The sequence below is a fragment of the Candidatus Thorarchaeota archaeon genome, assembly GCA_013388835.1.
In the GTDB taxonomy this organism is placed as follows: Archaea; Asgardarchaeota; Thorarchaeia; order Thorarchaeales; family Thorarchaeaceae; genus JACAEL01.
In genome coordinates this window covers 25,859-45,204 of sequence record JACAEL010000056.1, presented here as the reverse complement: position 1 = coordinate 45,204, position 19,346 = coordinate 25,859, and the positions used below count along the sequence as shown (strand labels likewise).

The 19,346-nt window shown below is 53.0% G+C and carries 18 protein-coding genes; 3 read left to right on the top strand and 15 right to left on the bottom strand.

Annotated features, from left to right (window positions below):
* Positions 1-107: 107 nt before the first annotated feature.
* Positions 108-2,459, bottom strand: coding sequence for a hypothetical protein (locus HXY34_10070; GenBank protein ID NWF96472.1), 2,352 nt, complete (start codon positions 2,457-2,459; stop codon positions 108-110).
* Between the two features lie 107 nt (positions 2,460-2,566).
* Between HXY34_10070 and HXY34_10065 the strand changes: the two genes are divergently transcribed.
* The gene (locus HXY34_10065; GenBank protein NWF96471.1) at positions 2,567-3,754 is read left to right on the top strand and encodes an NAD(P)/FAD-dependent oxidoreductase; all 1,188 of its coding nucleotides are present in this window, start codon (positions 2,567-2,569) and stop codon (positions 3,752-3,754) included.
* A gap of 4 nt (positions 3,755-3,758) precedes the next feature.
* Here HXY34_10065 and HXY34_10060 read toward each other — a convergent pair whose 3' ends face one another.
* The 9 genes from HXY34_10060 to HXY34_10020 all read right to left on the bottom strand — a co-directional run bounded on the left by HXY34_10060 (position 3,759) and on the right by HXY34_10020 (position 13,309).
* Complete coding sequence (locus HXY34_10060; protein NWF96470.1) at positions 3,759-5,063, bottom strand: AAA family ATPase; 1,305 nt, start codon at positions 5,061-5,063, stop codon at positions 3,759-3,761.
* The gene (locus HXY34_10055; protein NWF96469.1) at positions 5,060-6,142 is read right to left on the bottom strand and encodes a metallophosphoesterase; all 1,083 of its coding nucleotides are present in this window, start codon (positions 6,140-6,142) and stop codon (positions 5,060-5,062) included. Before HXY34_10055 ends, HXY34_10060 begins: the two co-directional genes overlap by 4 nt.
* A gap of 206 nt (positions 6,143-6,348) precedes the next feature.
* Positions 6,349-7,410, bottom strand: a complete 1,062-nt coding sequence (locus tag HXY34_10050) for a hypothetical protein (GenBank protein NWF96468.1) — start codon at positions 7,408-7,410, stop codon at positions 6,349-6,351.
* 22 nt (positions 7,411-7,432) lie between these two features.
* On the bottom strand, positions 7,433-8,359 hold the full coding sequence (locus HXY34_10045) for a hypothetical protein (protein ID NWF96467.1): 927 nt from the start codon (positions 8,357-8,359) through the stop codon (positions 7,433-7,435).
* Between the two features lie 143 nt (positions 8,360-8,502).
* On the bottom strand, positions 8,503-9,222 hold the full coding sequence (locus HXY34_10040) for an HAD family hydrolase (GenBank protein NWF96466.1): 720 nt from the start codon (positions 9,220-9,222) through the stop codon (positions 8,503-8,505).
* Between the two features lie 297 nt (positions 9,223-9,519).
* On the bottom strand, positions 9,520-10,104 hold the full coding sequence (locus tag HXY34_10035; protein ID NWF96465.1) for a rubrerythrin family protein: 585 nt from the start codon (positions 10,102-10,104) through the stop codon (positions 9,520-9,522).
* Positions 10,105-10,214: 110 nt separating this feature from the next.
* Positions 10,215-11,399, bottom strand: a complete 1,185-nt coding sequence (locus HXY34_10030) for an FprA family A-type flavoprotein (protein NWF96464.1) — start codon at positions 11,397-11,399, stop codon at positions 10,215-10,217.
* A 109-nt stretch (positions 11,400-11,508) separates the two neighbouring features.
* Positions 11,509-12,228, bottom strand: coding sequence for a hypothetical protein (locus tag HXY34_10025; protein ID NWF96463.1), 720 nt, complete (start codon positions 12,226-12,228; stop codon positions 11,509-11,511).
* A gap of 214 nt (positions 12,229-12,442) precedes the next feature.
* Positions 12,443-13,309: an acyltransferase gene (locus tag HXY34_10020; protein NWF96462.1), complete on the bottom strand. Its 867-nt coding sequence runs from the start codon at positions 13,307-13,309 to the stop codon at positions 12,443-12,445.
* 217 nt (positions 13,310-13,526) lie between these two features.
* Between HXY34_10020 and HXY34_10015 the strand changes: the two genes are divergently transcribed.
* Together HXY34_10015 and HXY34_10010 are read left to right on the top strand one after the other, a co-directional pair.
* The gene (locus tag HXY34_10015; protein ID NWF96461.1) at positions 13,527-13,763 is read left to right on the top strand and encodes a hypothetical protein; all 237 of its coding nucleotides are present in this window, start codon (positions 13,527-13,529) and stop codon (positions 13,761-13,763) included.
* Positions 13,764-13,846: 83 nt separating this feature from the next.
* Positions 13,847-14,878, top strand: coding sequence for an ornithine carbamoyltransferase (locus HXY34_10010; protein NWF96460.1), 1,032 nt, complete (start codon positions 13,847-13,849; stop codon positions 14,876-14,878).
* Between the two features lie 108 nt (positions 14,879-14,986).
* Here HXY34_10010 and HXY34_10005 read toward each other — a convergent pair whose 3' ends face one another.
* The 5 genes from HXY34_10005 to HXY34_09985 all read right to left on the bottom strand — a co-directional run bounded on the left by HXY34_10005 (position 14,987) and on the right by HXY34_09985 (position 19,275).
* Positions 14,987-15,274 carry a hypothetical protein gene (locus HXY34_10005; GenBank protein ID NWF96459.1) on the bottom strand — a complete coding sequence of 96 codons (288 nt, stop codon included), beginning with the start codon at positions 15,272-15,274 and terminating at the stop codon, positions 14,987-14,989.
* 18 nt (positions 15,275-15,292) lie between these two features.
* Positions 15,293-16,114, bottom strand: a complete 822-nt coding sequence (locus HXY34_10000; GenBank protein NWF96458.1) for a hypothetical protein — start codon at positions 16,112-16,114, stop codon at positions 15,293-15,295.
* Positions 16,115-16,724: 610 nt separating this feature from the next.
* The gene (locus tag HXY34_09995) at positions 16,725-17,429 is read right to left on the bottom strand and encodes a hypothetical protein (protein ID NWF96457.1); all 705 of its coding nucleotides are present in this window, start codon (positions 17,427-17,429) and stop codon (positions 16,725-16,727) included.
* Between the two features lie 9 nt (positions 17,430-17,438).
* Positions 17,439-18,224 carry a hypothetical protein gene (locus HXY34_09990; GenBank protein ID NWF96456.1) on the bottom strand — a complete coding sequence of 262 codons (786 nt, stop codon included), beginning with the start codon at positions 18,222-18,224 and terminating at the stop codon, positions 17,439-17,441.
* A 253-nt stretch (positions 18,225-18,477) separates the two neighbouring features.
* A complete protein-coding gene (locus tag HXY34_09985) occupies positions 18,478-19,275 on the bottom strand; it encodes an alpha/beta hydrolase (GenBank protein ID NWF96455.1) in 798 nt (265 codons plus the stop codon).
* Positions 19,276-19,346 lie beyond the last annotated feature (71 nt).

Sequence of the window (19,346 nt, the reverse complement as noted above, 5' to 3'; positions counted from 1 at the left end):
GTACAGCTCTGCTCGTCCAGCGATGAAGTGTCTGCTAGCAGTGAGTGATGGGGCTGGAAGTCACAACAAAAGGAGTGGCAGAGGCGGCAAGGCCTCTGCCTGTCGGTCTACTTCTTCTTCTTCAAGTAGACTACAACTGCAATGACCACAACAGCAGCAGCCACACTCACGCCCGCAAGGGCCAGTACCGGGAACTCGCCGGTTGGTTGCACAGCTGAGCCAGCTCTGTATACGATTGGTGGAGCTGCCATGTAGTTCATGACATGAGGGGTGACTCTGATGTCTAGTCTTCCCTCATCGACCAGACTTCTGTCGATACTGAAGAAGAATACGAGCTCGTCCGTCAAAGATCCCACTTGGAACTTGGCTTTCTCGACAGTGCCTTCGAGTACATCGTTCTCAATGTCATACCAAGGTATGAACTGACTCTTTCCGTCTATGCTCTGGTACACTGACACTTCCCAGTCGCTCACATCGTCTGTGAACACCTCAACTGTGAACCATGTATCAGGTGTGCATCCCATCGTGATCTTGTAGTTCTCTTCGGCATCGCCGGGGTCTCCGAGTGTTATGTTATGCCAGACCGGGCTTGCTGCTACTGAGAACGTTGATGAACCATTGAAGTAGTCCCATTCTTCGAATGTCACGAAGTAGTCGACCGTATAGTGATAGTAATGATTGCCGCCCAACCCACCTGTGTTGTTAACGACGCTGTACGGAGAAAGCACGATGACCCCAAAGCCATCATTGAAGACCGCACCGGTATTGAGGGTAGTTCGGTTCGCACCATGTGCCTCCCACCTCAATCCGTTCTGTCTATTGCCCAGCGTTGCAGATGACGATACCATCTCCATTCCGAGGTTGGTGATCATGCTGATGCCCGTGCTCACTGTGATGTTATCGTGTGTGGTCAAGGTGACATTCATGGTGTAGAGGTCATAGACCTGTGTGGGAACCTTGAGCCCTATCAGTCTCCCATTGTCTACGGCTACGCCGCCAGCGCCGCTGACCACTGGACCGAGATTGAACTCATAGAGTCCTCTAGTTTCGGTGCTGCTCCTTCCGACGACGAGGTAGTTGCCGGCTGGCAGGTAGTAGGTCTGAGCAAGGTCAAAGTTGTCTGAAGCTGACACGGATAGGACCCTGTAGTTCATGTCTTCGAACACTCGGAAGACCCTCCATTCGAATCCGCCAACCGTAAGTGAGGAATTGACCTTCAAGACACTGTCTGTAGCAAGCGGAAGTGAGTAGGCAACTGTCCTCCTCTGCTGCAGTATATTGTCGATGTAGAACTCACTGTTGACTGGCAGTAAGTTGAGCGATGGGACCTCGTTGTATATTGTGTACGTGGCACCATCCTGACCAATCACCGTGAGATAGTACACCTCACCTTGGAACGATTGATAGGGATACACTCCATAGTTTATGTCCATGGCATCGAGGAAGACCGCTGGTATTCCGGTCTCTGTATTCGCTGTGCTAGTGATGATTGCGTAGGGACTGAAAGCGGGATACAGGACCATTTCAGGATAGTTCACTCGGAGGTGAATCAGCCCCGGATGAGTAGAGTTAGTGGCGAACTTGTAGGTGTGTGCCTGCGGGACTCTCTCCCTGTGTGTGACTGATCCATCATCATTCAACACAATCTCACCACCTTCAAGAGTGCCCTCCACATACGATCCGGCAGACAGTGCAGTCGGGGTGATGGGAGTGATTGTGACGTCGACGGACATGTAGGCGCTGTTGAATCCTTCGCTGATGAATAACATATAATACATTCCGGGACCCGAAGTCCTGAAGGGCATGACTGTCGATTCGCCTTCTGTCAGCTGTGCTTCCCCGAGGCCACGATGGTCTGGACCGAACACCACAGCCATGATCGCAATGTCGTCCTGGTTGGACGAGAGTGCCACATGAATGAATTCCTCGTTCGTGAGGTTGAAGGTGCCCACAGCTGCGTAGCCTGACCTCAGAAGTATGGTGTTGGGTGCCCCGACATTCAACCCATACTCCATCCTGTGCATACGGACAGTGAGACTCAGGTCCTCATTGGTCATGTTAGACAGTTCCAAGAATCTGGTCAGAACCGTGGTGTTGGACAGCCACCCCCACGACTCGGAAGGCTCGTCGAGGTATATGAGCGTCTCAGACGGACCTGCCAGCACTTCTTCTTCTCTATCCCATTCCGTCCGATAGTAATACGTAGCGTTTATGCCAACGTCCTGCCTATGCAGCAGATAGTTTGGAAAGGTGGCCCAATCGTACGGGTCATCGTCGACCACGTAGGAATGGCCGTTAGTATCTTCTGTCAGAACCTGTGTGTATTCCATGTCCCATAGTGTTGCCACGGCAGCATGCACTGGTAGTGCATTGCTGCAGATAAGCAAGACAACTATTGTAGTGGCCGTGAGGACTAGGCCACCCCTAACCTGCGATATCGTGTGAATCACCAGACTCAAACCATACAGTCAACAGGATAAAACCTTTGTCAACCGATGGCTCCGTCGAACTCAAAAGGCCGAGTCGTCTCTTTGCTGTCTCAGTTCGTCCCCTGGTGAGTCGCACAATGACGCGCATCGGAATCATGGGCAATGGAGTCGCTGCTGTGACCGCGATTCGAGAGATTCGTAAGCTGGAGTCTTCGGTTACCATCGATGTGTTCTCGGACGAAAAGTACGCATACTATCCGAAACCCAAACTCATCGAGTTCATTGCTGGACGAATCCCACAAGAGAAGGTCATTCAGTATGATGTGGATTGGTACAGGAAGCAAGACATCTCGCTTCATCTGGATGAGACCGTGGTTCGTATCGAGCTCTCTTCTAGGAGCCTGTTGACTCGCAAGTCCACGCACTTCTCATATGACCGGCTATTGGTCGTGCCAGGTAGTATTCCGCTTGTGCCCCCCATACACGGGACGGAGAAGAAGAATGTGTATGTGCTTCGTACGCTGGATGACGCCATCAGCATCAAGGAAGCGATTGCGACTGCCAGACGCGCCATTGTCATCGGCGGTGGAATACTCGGAATAGAGCTTGCAGCTGCAATGAAGGCCAGGGGTAGAGAGCTAGTCGTTATCAACAACATTGCGCGACTACTTCCACAGCAGCTGGACGACGGCGCAAGCAGCATGCTGGCCGAACGTCTGAAGGCCACGGGTCTCGAGCTTCTTCTGGGTTTCAACTGTGAACAGATCATCGGCCATGAGAGTGTCACTGGGGTCATGTCTTCAGGAGGCGACAAGGTGAAGGGGGACATGGTAGTGATTGCGGCGGGTGTCAGGCCAAACAAGACGGTGGCCCAGGAGTCCGGACTGCTGTGCGGAAGGGGGGTCAAGGTCGATTCAACGATGAAGACATCTGCAGATGGCGTCTATGCGGCGGGCGACTGTATCGAGTGGAACGGACAGACTTGGGGGATCATTCCGGCCGCACTTGAAACGGGCCGGGTTGCCGCGCAGAACATTGTGCAGCATGGCTCCGCGGCCTTTGATGGCATCGTGCCGTCAAACACGCTTCAGGTGGCAGGGATTGACCTGACTTCGCTGGGGGTCATCAACCCCCTGTCGACAGAATACGAGTCCATCGTGTCTTCCGATGCTGATGCCGGGACCTACTTCAAGGCCGTCCTGAAGGATCATGTTGTGGTGGGAGGCATCGCACTTGGGGACAAGAAGGTCGCACTCAAGCTCAGACAGCTTGTCACATCCGGAACAGACGTCACCGATATGCGGGAGAGCATCTTTGAGACCTAGTGTTCTAGTGCTGGACTTCCACTGCCGGCTGCCTTCCCTTGCCCTGGGGTGTGAGTGAGATGACAGTGTCAGCGGCTTCGCGCAACTCGTCCATGTGCGTGACAACAATCACCTGTCTGACTGACTCCAGTGCTCTCACTGCTTCGGGTAGCCATCTCCTGCGTTGAGCATCCAGACCCGCACCCGGTTCATCGAGGATTATGAGCTTGAGCGCGCTCCCCTTGAAGGCCTGATTCGATGCAGCATACTTCTGGAGAGCGGTGTTGACTCCCACTCTGAGCGCGAAGTTGACACACACGTCTTCTCCACCGGAGGCTGCAACAAGAGGAACCGGATGTCCCTGAACATTGTAGAGTGAGACCTTGTAGTCATCGTCTAGGACGAGGTCACTGTATCTGTCGCCGAAGATGTTCAGGAAGATGGCCTTTGCCTCTTCTCTCACTAGTGGTCTGAGCTGTTCTTCTGCCACTTGCGGGATGGCCTCTACTATCTGCCTGAGCCGCTTGGCAAGCTCTGACCGTTTCTTCAGTGTATCCTGGCTCTTCGACAGGTCCAAGGAGTCTATGTCCGTTGAGATCCTTACTAGTGCAGACTCCACCGCTTCCAGTACCCTACTTATCACATCGATGTCCGGACTGCTTCCAAGCGACCCCTCAAGGCGCTTCACTGCTTGAACTGCAGCTAGCACGTCATCTTGAGCCGGAAAGTGTCCCCTCAGTTCCAAGAGCTTCTGTTTGGACTCTTCCAATCCCTTGACTTCCTTCGCTATCTCTGCAGCTCTCTTCTGGACCCTACCAGCCACAGCAGTGTACATCCCGAGTCCCATCATGTCGAAGAGGTATTCCTTCCTCTCCTTGGGGGTCTTCCTTGATAGTTGGTCTATCTCTCCCTGCCGAACATATGTGAGAGCGGAGAAGGCGTCCCGGTTTACGCCCAGTAGTTTCACAATCTCCGCGTCCACCTTCTCGGGACCCGACACCAGCGGGCTCTTGTCGCCCGCCTGATACAGGTCCGCACTTGTCTGCCCCTTATGGATTGACCTCGAGACCTTGTATTCTCTGCCATTGACGGGTGCTGTGAACCATAGGTCCACATTTGCGTTGTTCTGCCCGTGTCGGATGAAGTCCTCCACTCGTCGGACCTGCTTGTCCTTTCTTCTCACTTGTTTGAACAGTGCAAACTCAATGGCCTCAAGGACTGTTGTCTTTCCTGTTCCGTTTGGACCAACTATCGATGTGATTCCTTCGCCGAAGCTGAGCTCTTGGTCTGAGAACACCTTGAAGTCTCTCAGTCTGATCTTGTTGATCAATTTGCAGACCCCTCCTCTATCTCTCTCAATAGTGAAAGCAAGCTTTGTGAGTCTGTTTCGCCGGTCTGTTCCATGTAGTCTGCGACGGACCTCTCAACGTTCAGTGGTTCCCTGAGCACGACCGGTCGGGCGCCCAGACACCTCCAGTTCGGCTCGATATGCAGGAACAGCGGGTCGAGAGTCTTGAGACCGTGCTCCAGCAGTTCAGCCCGTCTGATTGAATTGTCAGTCTCCGCGTCAACCATGCCATTGACTTCGATTATTACGATTGGACTGGTCATCTTCCTGACCGAGAGCTCGGCTATCTTCTTTCGGAGGAAGCCGTTGGCCTCATCGGGTCCCATGCCCGTGATGTTAAGCCCTCTCACAAGCTTAAACTCGCGAACATCATTCAGTGTCTCTGTGAGGTACTTGTTTCCTGCGTCTGAGATGTCGATGACTATCAGCTTCTTCTTTCCTTCGAGTTCCTTCTTCCAGTCTACAACACACGTCGAGCCCGGTCTGCCCATCCGGAGCTCTTCATCCAGCCAGAAGTTGTGTCCGTGTCCAAAGCCTATGTAGTCGAAGTCAGGGGGCATCTTCTCTCTGTCATCTGGTATGTCGTGACAGAAGAGCAGAGCAGTCTCTTCTGAAGGCCTGATTGAGTGAGCCAGCCGGGTGACCTCTTCCATTCTCGTCCAGGATATGAGATGAATCTCTACAGACTCTCCGTCAACGTCGATCACATGTCTCGCGTAGACCTTGTCTCCCGTGCCCTTCACGACGCCTGCCGCCTCAAGAGTGCGTATTGGACTGATTCCCCTTCTGAATCCGTAGTGGAGGTCGTGGTTGCCCTGTAGGACAAACACCTCAACTTGGTCTTTGATTCCCCTGAATGCCTCAAGAGCTGTGTTGAGGTCTTCAGGAGCAGGGTCTGGCGAGTCGAAGAGATCTCCTGTGTGCACAATCACGTCAGGTTTGTGGCGCATGGCCATGTCGATTGCCTTTCTAAAGCATCGACGTGAGTCTTCTCTTCTCTCGGCCAGTTGGAACATGGAGCATCCCAGATGGGAGTCAGAGATGTGTACTACTCGGACCATTTCCCTCATCGCCGCAGGGCCGTGCTTACAACTTCCCGTTGCCCGTTGACATACGTAGGAGAGTCCGGGTATATCAAGTGATTGCGTCTCTGTATGCGGCCACCCATCGCGTCACTGGTCAAGGTGGTTCAGAGCAAGCCCGTGTGACATATTACGTCCCATGAGGAAGTGGGATGGGATTGTGGAGCATGAATGTGGCGTATGCTCTACTGACCGGTCTCTGCAAAGCGTCTTTCCATGAACATGCTCATCCATGTGAAGAAGTCCCCGAACATGCGCTTTACTAGGTCCAGACTCAGCCGCTCTCGAAGTATCATGTCGACAACATTCCTTCTCAGGTGGGGATAGTGGTGAGGAAGAGGGAGCACGTTGAGTGGATAGACTCTGTGAGTCGACAGAAAGATGTTGAGTCGCTCAATCCATCTGGCGTTCATGACATCTTCAGAGTATGCGGACGGGTCCTCAACCGTCAGCGACTCGATCTCGGCAAGTATTGGTGTGAACACATCCTTCTGTATCTGGTCGAACGAGAATCCCGTGCTTTTCGTCGTGGTATCCAGCACTGTTCGCCTATAGAGGTCCGCGAGGTCATCCGAGCCAGCGACCGAGTAGATAGCTCGTTGCATCTTCACTAGTCTCGTCACCTCAGACGATATCTTCCGCTCCTTCTCGAGAAGGGTAAATATGTGTATGAAATTGGTCGAGTCCCATGTCTGGTTTCCAGAGGCATCTCTAAACTCGCTGATGGCCGTACGATAGTCGACAGGCGTTCTGAGTTCATGCGGGCTGGTTATGCTCCAGATGTTGAAGAAGTACATGGCAGGGTATTTGCCCGTTGGCGCCTCGGTCATTCTGTAGCTGGGGAAGCAGTAGTTCGCGTCGAGCACTATCAAGTCCGGTTCAAATCGCGGTTGCCCCTTCTGTTTCGCATACTCGGCGGAAGCGGAGCCAATCATCTCAAAAACCTGGGGTGGTGACAGCGGCTGGAACGCTCGGGAACGGACGAGGTGAAGCCGGTCGCTCAAGGGGAGATAGTACGCGGTCCCAGTCTTTGGGAGGGTGAAAGCGGTCTCAAATCTCCCTTCACCATCGGGGGAGAGATGAGATAGGGCTTGAAAGAGGTCTTGGTTTGTGTGGTTGATGTCAATTGCCAGTACTCTCCACGGTTGCTGCTTTGACAATGCCCAAATGACGGTGCTGATTCCTATAGGTGTCTTGCCGCTACCTCCCTTGTTAGAGGTGACCACAATAGTCATGGGTTCTCTCATCTGGTTTCAACCTCCAGTGTGCTCACAGAATCCACCCCATAATGAGGTCTAATACACGTCCCCATCCGACATACAGGACTATGTCCGCAGCCATCTGGATGATCACCACTCCTATGAACGTCAGCAAGAGCTTGCGGATTATCTCCTGCGGCGATGCAATCCGGTCCAAGTCCGATCGTGAGCGTTCGAGGAGTCTTACATCGGACTTCATGTCGCGAGTCGCGTCCTCCAGCTTGGCCCTGACGTAGCCAACATCGTCAGAAAACAGCGCCTCCTCTATGAGTATCATCTGGTTTCTCCATCGGTCAAGGTACTCCTTCAGTGCCCTAGAGATTCTGGTCCTATTCGACTCAATCATGGTCTCGTATCTGGCCAGCTCATACACAACCACTTTGATGACGCTCGCCAACACGATGATTGTCCCCAGACTCAGCGCACTACTGAAGAAGAACGAGAGATTCAGCACTGTGTTGTCCGGAAAGCGCTTGAGAAGAATGTCGAAACCAGTGGCGCTGCTGGCTTTGTACAACGCAATGAAGAACACAAGCCTCACTGTTAGATACAAGCGCGAGATGCTGAGACGCCACCACCTCAGGGTCGGGGTTCCTCCGGCACTGAACGACCTGTGGATGAAGACCGAGAAGACAATGCCTCCTGTGTTCAGTACGAAGAGGATGGACATGAAGAGCAACCCAAGACCTATCGCCACACTGACCCATCCGTCACTGGAGATTATCCCTGAGGTCACGCTCTCAATGGCCGCTTGGAAGGCAAGAAAGTCCCAGTTCGCCAGGGCATCCAGTATGGACTGAAGAATCGCCTCGTTTGTGAGTAGGTATCCTGCATAGAACACTCCCCATGTCAGGATGGCGACTATGGACGCCACGTTGACTGAGAGAAAGAGGCGTTCTATGAGTGTGTCCTGCTTAGTCCGGTGGGTCAGAGTCATCATCATTCCTCGTGGTGGTGGTGCATGACTCTCCTTATTACGAGCTATTCAGCGGTATTTAGAGGTATGGTGTGTGTGCACCTTCGGCAGACCACCACCATATGAAGCGTAGCCTGAACTACCAAGTCTTACGAGATGGTTGGTCAGAAGTGCTTCAGGAGGTCTCTAATCTCGTTCAGTACGAGTGTCCCCTCTGGGACAACGGTGTCACTCTCTGGGCCCGCCCAAGTCAGCAGCACCGGTACCATCTCTGCACGGACTGCTGCAGCCACATCAGCGTCCACTGCATTTCCCACGTATGCACAGAGTCTGGGGTTCAGGCCGAGCGCTTCTGCAGCTCTGAGAAGAGTGAATGGGCTTGGTTTCTGATATCCAACAACGGCTGAGTATTCTACTACAGAGAAGACATCATCCACACCCCACTTTTGAAGAAGGTGCCGTGGGTCAAGGCCCCTTCTGGTGCAGAGACCCAATACATACCCCCTCCTGCGTAGCTCCCTCAGTGTAGGCTCTGCCTGTTCGTGAAGTGTCTCCCAGCCGTTTCCGAACTCGTGTATGTATTCCCTCCTCAGTGACATGAGCGTTGTGTCGCTCATGTCCTCATAACCCAGATTCCTGAACAGCTCTCTGTCTGCCTTCAGCCAGTCCTCCGGTTGCGGAAACCACGTATACTCCACATTGTGTGCCAGCTGATACTCGTGAATCGAGCTGAGTGACTCGCTCAGTGCCTTGTCGAGCACATGAACTGAATGTCTAGTGAGATCGATTCCGAATCTGCTGCAGACCGTTCGGAAGAGTCCTCCTTGGGACTCGCATGTCTTGGTCAGCGTGTGGTGAAGATCAAATAGCAAAGCCCTTGGCATGTTTCATCTCTCCTGTCTTGGTGTCTGGGACTCGTGTACGACGTCAGGTGTTTCTGAACCTGTCGTGCCTGGCGGCTGACATACCCAGACACACAGGCACCACAGCTGAGGAGAGGGTCCTGTGTCCAGCCCCGTCCGGCTGAGAATGAACGGGAGGCGAGGCAGGACCCTATGGTACGCGGGTTGTGGTGGCATCACAGGCCGCCGCGCAACGCCACAGTTGGAACGTGCCTGTCTGAGCCGAGTCGCACAGAATTGATTGTTTCTGTTTTTGCGTTCAGGTATGTTCTCTCATGATTAGTAATTGGCATCGTGGATCATGAAGTACGACTTTGGGTGGTCGCATGCGGGACATCTCTCGGGCGGAGCCTCTCCCTCATGCACGTATCCACAGTTGATGCATCGCCACTTCACCTTGTTCTCTCGCTTGAAGACGCGTCCCTTGGCTATGTTCTCTGCCAGCATGACATACCTCTCGTGATGCCATGTTTCAGCCTTTGCCACCATCCTCCACAGGGCTGCTATCTTTGGGAATCCTTCCTTCTCAGCTACAGCCGCAAAGCCGGGATACATAGTGCTGAACTCATGCTTCTCCCCTGCCGCAGCAGCGCGCAGGTTCTCCTCGGTAGTGCCCATTGGACCTGTCGGAAACTTGTAGCCCACCTCGAGCTCGGGCGTGGCACCACCTTCTTTCAGCATCTTGAAGAAGCGTTTTGCATGCTCCTTCTCCTGGTCAGCGGTCTCCTGAAAGACCTGCATTATCTGTATGTACCCCTCATCGCGAGCTATGCTCGCATAGTAGGTGTATCGGTTTCGCGCCTGGGACTCGCCAGCGAAACTGATTAGCAGGTTCTTCTCGGTCTGTGTTCCTCTTAGGTTCATCTTTCTTCCTCCGCACAGGACTGGACCTCCAGTTAGAGGTCCCGTTCTCCTATCGGAATGTGCTTTGGTCTGCCACTTACGATATAAGGCTAGAGTTGGGGATTCTCAGTTCACTTCAGCAACGCTGCAATCTTGTTGGCGAGTACTCGGATGTTCTCCTCCTCAGATGCAGTATCTCTCCCATGGACCTCAATCACTGGCTCTATTACCTCGAACTTGGCTCCCTCAAGCTGCGCTCGGAGTTTCTTCAGACCCCCGCCTCCCCAGCCATAGTTACCGAACAGCGCTATCGGTCTCTTGGGGAATCTCTTACCTTCAACTTCGTTGACAAACGCCCACACCTTGGGGAACGGGAATGCATCGTAGGTGGGCGTGCCTATGACGAGCACCCCGGCTCTCACAGAGTCCGTGACTACTCTGCTCATTTCGCTGTAGGACACATTGTGGACTCTCGTTTCCACTCCGAGCTCCATCAGCGCCTTCTTCAGCTTCATTGCCACCCTGTGGTTGAAGCCGTACATTGTCCCGTAGACTATGGTGCAGTACTTCTCCATCTCTGGCCTGCTCCATGCGTCATATCTCGTCACTATCCACATCGGGTCCTTTCGATATATGGGTCCGTGACTTGGAGCGATGACCTTGATGCCAATCCCGAGTCCTTTGACCTTGGCTATGCCCTGCTGAATGAACTTGAGATATGAGGTGATTATGGCCGACAGGTACCTTCGACTCTCCGACTCGACCATCCGCAGGTCTATTTCGTCGTCGAAGTGCTTTCCATTCAGTGCACCAAACGCCCCGAACGCATCACACGAGAAGAGAATCTGGTCCTCCATGATGTATGTCATCATCGTCTCCGGCCAGTGCAAGAACTGCGCGTGGACGAACTTGAGAGTCTTCGAGCCCAGTGAGATCTCCTCGAGGTCCTCGACTGTCTTCTCACGCAGTGGCACGTCGTAGAAGCTCTTCTGCATCGACGAGGCCTTTGGCGTATAGACCAGAGTGGCGTTCTTTGCCACTGCAGCAATATCCGGCAGCGATCCTGTGTGATCCGGCTCCATGTGATTGAGTATTATGTAGTCTATTTTGGCGGGGTCGACAAGCTCTGAGATGTTGTCCATCCATTCCTTGGCCCACGGCCCCTTCACGGTCTCAACGAGGGCTATCTTCTCGTCCACTATCAGATAGGCGTTGTAGGAGACCCCGAACGGCAGAGCCCAGAGGTTCTCAAACAGCTGGGTGTGGTGGTCGTCTACACCAACATAGTATACGCCCTTAGCAATCTCTCTGTGCATAGTCGGTCATCAACACAGATGCGGCCTAGAGCGATATAAGAGATTCCTTATTGTCACTGCCGTTTCTTATGAGAGCAATCGCGAGTGCGCTTCAAGGGACTTCTGAAGCTCACTGGAGGCGTCCTGCACCGTAAGATGTGACTTCAGCAGCAAGTGCGCTCACCACCGCGTCCAGCTGCTCTCTCGTGTGAACAATCGGTATCGATATGCGTCCTAGAGTGAAACTGAGTAGTCCGTACAAGACCCCGTCACCAGTGACATGACGCCCTTCGGCGGTGGGTACGGAATAGAAGCCCTCCCGACGCGTCACACGCAGCCCTCCAATCACATGGCTGTATTGCCATATTGGTACGACCCGTGGTAGTCTCGTCTTGCCACCCTGCAGTTCTCTTGAATCACAAAAGCCAACAAACATAAGGAAGTCTGCCATGCCGCCGACACCGTAGACCGGTCCCTTCCGGAGTACCGCGCGACGTCCGACCAAGACCGGAGAAGGCGGTGCGAGTAGGGCCAGCTCTTTCATGTTGTGAAGGAGCATTATCCACCCCGTGCCATAGTATACCAGTAAGAAGATTCCTGCCATCCCAGTGATCAAGTGATTTACCATGATGACAATGATTACCTGGGCAGAGACAGCGTCCTGAAGAAAGAAGAGGGCAAGCTGCAGCAGTAGTAAGGACATCAGCATTGCTGCGCCGCAGATCGCCCGTCTGATTGCACGAGTGCGCATCCTCTGTATGTCCAGCCAGACGTCATTGTTGGTATCTCCCATGTCGAAGACCCCTTGTTTGAGAGCGTTCATGCAGTCGTTATAGCCTTTTGTACTCACGAGAATCGCTCATTGTTGGGCTGAGCAGGACGTGGATGCCTTCTCACTCCCATGTGCATGTAGCGAGGCTTCTCCGTTTCTTGAGGTCAGCTCGTCTGTCGTTGGGATAACCTCAGTCCCGTGACTCGGCATCGGAATGTGCCGATTCGAAACACAAGTCCACGACTGCCCGGCTTTCAAACAACTGCTACACCACTCTGCAACGTATGGCTGACTAGAGACCAAGTATGTCCTCATAGGTTTCCGGTCTTCGGTCTCTGAAGAAGGGCCAGTAGTTGCGCACCTCGCGAGTCATGTCCAAGTCTATGTCGGCGATTACTAGCTCATCTTTGTCGTCCGAGCCCTTGACCAAGACCTCTCCCTTCGGGTTGACAACGTAGGATGTGCCGTAGAAGTGTCCAATGCCCCACGGTTCATCGCCCACCCTGTTTATTGCGGCCACGAAATACCCATTTGCCACGGCATGCGCGGACTGCTCAAGTGTCCAGAGGTGGTCCGAATGACCTCTGGTCGTTGCTGACGGTGTGAAGACTATCTCCGCGTTGTTTAGCCCCAGTATCCTCGCGCCCTCAGGAAAGTGGCGATCGTAACATGTGTAAACTCCTATTCTGCCAAAACGCGTCTCGAACACTGGGTAGCCCAGATTCCCGGGCCTAAAGTAGAACTTCTCCCAGTATCCCGGTGGCTGGTGCGGTATGTGGCTCTTTCTGTAGATTCCAAGAAGCGATCCATCACAGTTGATAATCATGGATGTGTTGTAGTAGAAGCCGGGTGACTCCTCCTCATATATCGGTGCGATGATGACCATGCCATGCTTCTCTGCAAGAGGTGCGAATCTGTCGAATGTGGGCCCGGGAATCCTCTCGGTAAACCTGAACCATCGTGGGTCCTGCTCGGCAGCGAAGTATGGGCCATTGAACAGTTCTTGGAAACACAGAATGTTAACCTGCTTCTTTGCAGCCTCTTCGACGAACCCCTCGTGCTTCTTGAGCATCTTCTCGATGCCTCTTCTTATCTCCTCGTCGTTGGTGACATTGCCTTCCCAGCACGCTTGGACTAGTCCAATCCTGACCATTCTCATGACTATCTCTTCCTGTTCGCTTGGCTTACCTATCCTTCTTCCATGAATATAGAACTGCCGACCACTGGCAATTGTGTGGTGGCTATATAGCTCGTGAAGGGGACATGCGTATGGCCTTCTCGTTCGCGCCAAGCGCCGTGACGAATGACAACCCTTATATGTATGAGTAACACATAGGCGATATTATCTACTAACATACAATGCAGGAGCTGGTCAAATGGCTACAGATGTAAGTGTAATGGGTGAGTCAAAAGCACTGTTGCGAATACGACAAGCGGCGCTGGGGAAAGCGGCTGACCAGTTGCGTGCTGAACGTCAGACGTTGCATCAAGACTTTCAGAGCGGGCGAATCAGCAAGGAGGAGTATCAGACCCGATTGATGAAGACACTTGTCAGAGGCACGCAGATTCAGAATAGTATCAAGGAGCTAGAGGCGAAGCTGAGAGCGGCATGAGCTGGTGAAGCTGCCTCTGGTATCCGATGGCATGGCGACATGTCTTAAAGGCGGCTTCGCTCTCGTCCATGCGGTGTTCCAGAATGAATGAGCTGTATGGACGGGATCTAATCACAACGCAGGAGTGGTCAGCCGAGGAAATAGAACGTGCTCTGTCGCTTGCATTTGAGTTCAAAGAGCACAGGTTTGACCACCCGCTGCGGAACTGTCTTGATCGCAAGACATTCTTCATGTTCTTCTACAATCCGAGCGTCCGCACGAGACAGTCATTCGAGTGTGCGGCCACAGAGCTGGGTGGACATGCGCAGTTCCTAGAACCTGGGACGATGCGTTTGAAGTCTGCAAAGACCGCCGGCGAGACTGTTCAAGACGCGGCGAACGTCATGAGCAGGTATGCTTGCGGCATTGGCATCAGAGTGCTTGAAACAGCCATTGAGAGATATGGTCAGGGTGACGAGCTTCTGCGGGAGTATGCACAGCACGCGAGCGTCCCAATCATAAGTATGGCACACGACCGATTCCATCCATGTCAGGGTCTTGCCGATGTGATGGGAATGAGAATGCATGCTGGTAAGAATCTGAAAGGGAAGAAACTCCTGCAGGTCTGGGCAAAGGGTGGCCTGGTACGCTCTTGGTCATCCGTGCAGGAGAGCATTCTGATAAACACGCATCTGGGTACGGATGTGACACTCTGCTACCCGGAGGGGTATGACCTTGATCCGCAGGTCATCCAGTGGTGCGAAGATAACGCAGCAGCCTCCAACAGCCGCTTTGAGATTGTCCACGACTTGGAAGAGGGATACAAGAACGCGGACTTTGTCTACTCCCGAAACTGGATGACAGGTCACTTCTATGAGGATGCGCTAAGGCACGGCTACGATGAGGCCAAGAAGAGGGAGATTGCAAAGGCCATGAAGTACGAAGACTGGATTACAACCCGCGAATGGATGGCAAAGACCCACAATGCATACTTTATCCACTGTGGGCCTGTCGATAGGGGCTCGGAGGTCACTGACGAGGTATGCGATGGTCCTAGGTCTATCGTGTATGACATCGCAGAGAATCGACTTCATGTTCAGAAGGCTATCATGGCACTGACGATGGCACACATCTGACTCCCCCCCTGACTCACAGACACGGCACGTTGGCAATGACTCGCGGAAGCAGAACACAGGTCATCTGCGAGTCATGCCACTGTGACACTCTCGCACCATGTGCTACTCCTACCATGCTCCTTCTGTAGTGTCGAATGCCTTCATGATGAAGAAGATCATGAGGGCGACCATGAACAGCACGGAAACAAAGCCTATGACAAAAGCGGGACCCGTTGTCGTGTCGAAAAAGACATACGGTCCGAACGTCTCCTTCCACCATGTGACTCCCGTTGCGTAGCCCAGCCAAATCAAGAAGAATGGCATGAAGATGAACACTCCGACTGACACAAGAATGTAGATTGACCTGAGCAGCCACGCTTTGCGAGTTGAATGGACTACTGTATCTGTTTCAGTCATTCTGAGGCCTCCTGTGAACTACCACGCACCACCCTCGTCGCCAAATGCTTCCAGCAAGAGACGGAGTATTGCAGCCGTGAGGACAAGTATGACCACGAAGCCGACAATGAAGGCAGGCCCGGATATCTCGTTGAAGAAGACGTAGGGTCCGAAGACCTCGCTCCAGCTCGTGAGCCCTGTCAGATCCCCAACCAGTGCAAGTATGAAAGGTGTGGAGACGAACACAAGCACCCCGGCGGAGATGTATCCTGCCCTTTTCAGTGTAGATGATACTGAGTCCTTGACTGCTGGCACCATGACTTCCTTTGGTTCCGTCTGCGTCATCTTCAGCCCCCTGCTAACAAGGTGGTCCCTTAGACGATAGTACTTCCATCTGACGTAGTCCGTGAGACCTCTCCGCGATATGTCCTCGGTCCTGCCAAGCAGATGCTTGAGCAAGAGGTATGAAACAAGTGCAGCGAGGGCAGTCCCAAAGACTGGATAGGATACTGAGTAGAACAGCAGGATATTGTGAGTTGCAGCAGCCACTCTGAATGCCACGAGTACTGCCAGCCACTTTGTCTTGGTACCAAATATCCTCGACCGTGTGTGAAGGTAGTATGAACCAGCGACCATAGCAAACAACGAGAATGAGACGACATCAGTTACAAACCAGATGTACCACCACTCCGTCGAGAGAGCCAGCCGCACAATCGGATTGATCTCATACTCCGCTCCTTTGCTGTTCCAGAGAAGCACGGTGTAGATGGCATCCACAAACCCAATGGGTGTCAGCGAGAAGACCATGTATCTGACCCATCTCTCCCTCCACCAGAGTGATACCATCTCCCTGGTGGTCATGGTTGTAAAGGACCTCTCGGGGCTCGAGTACATGGTGAGTCAACCTTGTGAGCTTCGTGTCTCTAGATGCTATAAGCGCTTCCAACAACGCCAATACGACATCCGCTCCTCTGTGACTGGGCTGAACTGACTCTCTTGTCGGGTGACTATCATCTGGGGCCACAGAGTGCTCATAGAGCCCAATTCTGGCCATATCAAAGCTTATTAGCATTCTTGCAGGAATCCGTATCAGGCGATGCCGCCTAGAAATGATTGGTTCGAACGATAGCTTGGTAATCCCACTGGTTGTGGACGTCTGTCGAGAGAGCCCTACTTCTTGTGTCACCACTGCATCACTGGTTGTGTCTGTCACTTGCCCTGTTTGGTCTTTCGGACGAGTCAGTGGTGAATGGCAAGCGCCGAGTATCTGCGTCAGGAGGTGATATGGTGGCAAGACATAATCACTCCAGTGTTCATAAGCGCAGGGAGCGCGACACTCGAAAGAGAGTCAACAAGACTCCGGCTCTGATTGACGACGCTCTCAACTTGGGTTGGTCAGGTTGCTAGTCTAGGTCTGCGGCTGCGGATGCCGCAGGTGGTGAGTAGACCCGGTTTCGATGCCGGGCCTACTCTATTCGGTCAGCATATCTTTCTTCGCCTGTTCCAACACTGATTCGAAGACGCCTGGTCCATAGAGTCTTCTCAGGGTCTGTTCAATTTTGCTTAGCAGTTCCTGTTCTCCGTGTTCGTCAAGCCTGTCCGAGAGCCATACATAGGTGGACCCTATTCGTTGCAGCTTCGGGCTGAACGCGAGTATCTGGTCCACAGAGAGATACCCTCGCAGTCCGTTCAGCACTCCCTGCAGGATGCTAGCGGCGACGGGTATGACTTTCTTCCTGATCGCATGCCAGTCTGATGTCATGACCTTGATGGCGTAACTGTCAAACGACTTGAAGCTCTCTTGGCTAGTGACGCCCTGCCGTAGGATACGCTCGAATCGGCCCGACTCGTAACCCAGAAACGTCACCATCAAGTACTCCAAGACCTCATTCGCTTCGTCTTCCCTGTTTCCTGCCTCAGTCATGACCACGAAGCAGTACTCTAGGGGCTTGCCGTCCTCACCTCGCAGTGTCAGAGTACGAAACGTGAACATCGTGTTGGAGACGGTTGCTGAGCTTATGGCCCCGGTCTTCTTGTCGAACATGTCCTTGGCAAACACCTGTATTGCATGGACTAGACCGGTGACCACGGTCTGGCTGTCGGCTGAGGTCATCTCGTCGGGATACGAATAGACAGGGGTTCCATCAGATTGGAAGACCATCAGACCTTTGATCATGCCGGCCGCCTATCCTTCGGTCGCATAGATTCTCCTGAACAGAAGACCGCCCAGTATGAATGCAGCATAGCCCATTGCCAGAAGATAGTCTACTGGTTCATAGGCGCCCTGATAAAGACCAAGCCAGTCTGCATATGTGAACAGTATGTCTCCGACTGCGTTGAGGATGAATCCTACTGCAATTGCAGCCCATGGTCTTGATACCTGCCCTGCCTTGAACTTGAACAGGATTACTAGAACAAGCGATATCACCAAAGAGTCGAAGGCTGGGTAGATGACTGTTATCAGAGTGCTGACATCCGCGCCTCCATAGAGGATGGGTACTATCTCTAGTATGGATGTCAACAGCACAATTGCAGTCGAGGCTGTAAGCCAGACCACGAGTGTCAGGGGCTTGAACTTGACAGGTATTCCTCGTGCGTTCACTCCCAATCCAATCAGCATGGGCACGTAACCTGCGATCCAGAACAGATCTGCGACCGACGGGAATGGTTCCACACCGATGACAGTGAAGTACAACCAAGTCGACTCCGCTGCACACCATAGAAGCATACCGACGCACAAGGAGGTCATTACCGTCCCGGGCTTGGACTGAAGGAACGCGAACTGTCTTGCCACCGTCAGGAACAGTAGCATGGCAATCAGTGACCACAAGACGAAGCCCGTTGACTCGACTATCCGTGAGGTCTCAGGCTCCACCGGTCTGAACGCATACCATGCGGTGAGATACAATGGTATCACCAGTGCGGCAAAGATGCCGAGGTGTCTCTTCTGTGATGTTTCCGCTGTCGTCATTGGATACACCTTCTGCAACCATCTGCTGACTCAGTCATCACGTCGATAATAGGCCTTCTTCGGGTCAAGAGGCCCTGCTTCTACCATTTCGTCAGAGCCTGACCACCTATGACGGAGGCGGTATTACACGACCATAACTCCTAAAGCGTAGTCTGGTCTTGGTGCCCATGCGGTGATGATGATATCGAGGAAGCATGACATTCAAGGATGATTTCCTCTAGGGTATCTGAACTGCACTTCTGCTTCAGGCTCATCATGCCTCATGTGACTCAACCCACTTGACGAATCGACGAAGCAGTCTGTTGAACTCCTCTGGGTTCTCTATCATTGGTGCATGATCGGCCTTGCGGACCACGGCAATGTCGGAGCGCGGTATCGACTTCTGCAGTGACTTGGCAATGCGTGGGGGGACTATGTCATCATCGTCGCCAACAAGGACAAAGGTGGGCACCTCAATCTGACTGAGCCTGCTCGTGATGTCGAAGCGGTCACAGGCAGCAAGGTCTCTGCGAAGCACCTCCGGATTCGACAGACGTGTCTGTTCTTCAATCCTCTTTATCTTGTAAGTGTCGGTGAACTCCTCCAGTGACCTGTTCCTGAAAAGAAGCAGTCTGTCCTCCACTGCTTCAATTGCCAGCCCGAGTGCAAGCTTCGACAAGTCGAGTGAGCTTGATGTGTCGACTAGTACCAGTCCTCTGGGTCTTACTGTGTCTTCACGAAGCACGTAGCTCATTGCCACGGCGCCTCCCATTGAGTGACCGACAAGGATGAAGTCCTGTAGACCAAGGTGAGTGATCAGACCCTTCAGCTCAGATGTGTAGTCGTCTTCTATTGACACAGCAGGTTTGCCATCGTCAGACTCTCCGTGGCCTGAGAGGTCAAGAGCTATGGACCTGTTGGTCTTGGAGAACTCCCTGAGTTGCAGACTCCACGATATGTGCGATGAGCCGGCTCCATGAACGAAGACAATCGGCATGCCTACGGAGGTGCTCTCTTTCGGCTGGATGTCGACGTAGTGAATCCTTGTGCCAGAGAAGTCAAAGAATGGCATGGCGCTCCGCGAGTGGTCATGGGAACCAGTCTATTGAATGATTCTGTGTCATACCTATTAGGTGCATTCCT

Coding starts and splice junctions, on each gene's coding strand:
- HXY34_10050 (NWF96468.1), bottom strand. CDS start 7,410: ATGAGAGAACCCATGACTATTGTGGTCACCTCTAACAAGGGAGGTAGC.
- HXY34_09985 (NWF96455.1), bottom strand. CDS start 19,275: ATGCCATTCTTTGACTTCTCTGGCACAAGGATTCACTACGTCGACATC.
- HXY34_10005 (NWF96459.1), bottom strand. CDS start 15,274: ATGACTGAAACAGATACAGTAGTCCATTCAACTCGCAAAGCGTGGCTG.
- HXY34_10040 (NWF96466.1), bottom strand. CDS start 9,222: ATGCCAAGGGCTTTGCTATTTGATCTTCACCACACGCTGACCAAGACA.
- HXY34_09995 (NWF96457.1), bottom strand. CDS start 17,429: ATGATCAAAGGTCTGATGGTCTTCCAATCTGATGGAACCCCTGTCTAT.
- HXY34_10065 (NWF96471.1), top strand. CDS start 2,567: ATGACGCGCATCGGAATCATGGGCAATGGAGTCGCTGCTGTGACCGCG.
- HXY34_10030 (NWF96464.1), bottom strand. CDS start 11,399: ATGCACAGAGAGATTGCTAAGGGCGTATACTATGTTGGTGTAGACGAC.
- HXY34_10000 (NWF96458.1), bottom strand. CDS start 16,114: ATGACCACCAGGGAGATGGTATCACTCTGGTGGAGGGAGAGATGGGTC.
- HXY34_10045 (NWF96467.1), bottom strand. CDS start 8,359: ATGACTCTGACCCACCGGACTAAGCAGGACACACTCATAGAACGCCTC.
- HXY34_10010 (NWF96460.1), top strand. CDS start 13,847: ATGAATGAGCTGTATGGACGGGATCTAATCACAACGCAGGAGTGGTCA.
- HXY34_09990 (NWF96456.1), bottom strand. CDS start 18,224: ATGACGACAGCGGAAACATCACAGAAGAGACACCTCGGCATCTTTGCC.
- HXY34_10015 (NWF96461.1), top strand. CDS start 13,527: ATGGCTACAGATGTAAGTGTAATGGGTGAGTCAAAAGCACTGTTGCGA.
- HXY34_10035 (NWF96465.1), bottom strand. CDS start 10,104: ATGAACCTAAGAGGAACACAGACCGAGAAGAACCTGCTAATCAGTTTC.
- HXY34_10020 (NWF96462.1), bottom strand. CDS start 13,309: ATGAGAATGGTCAGGATTGGACTAGTCCAAGCGTGCTGGGAAGGCAAT.
- HXY34_10055 (NWF96469.1), bottom strand. CDS start 6,142: ATGGTCCGAGTAGTACACATCTCTGACTCCCATCTGGGATGCTCCATG.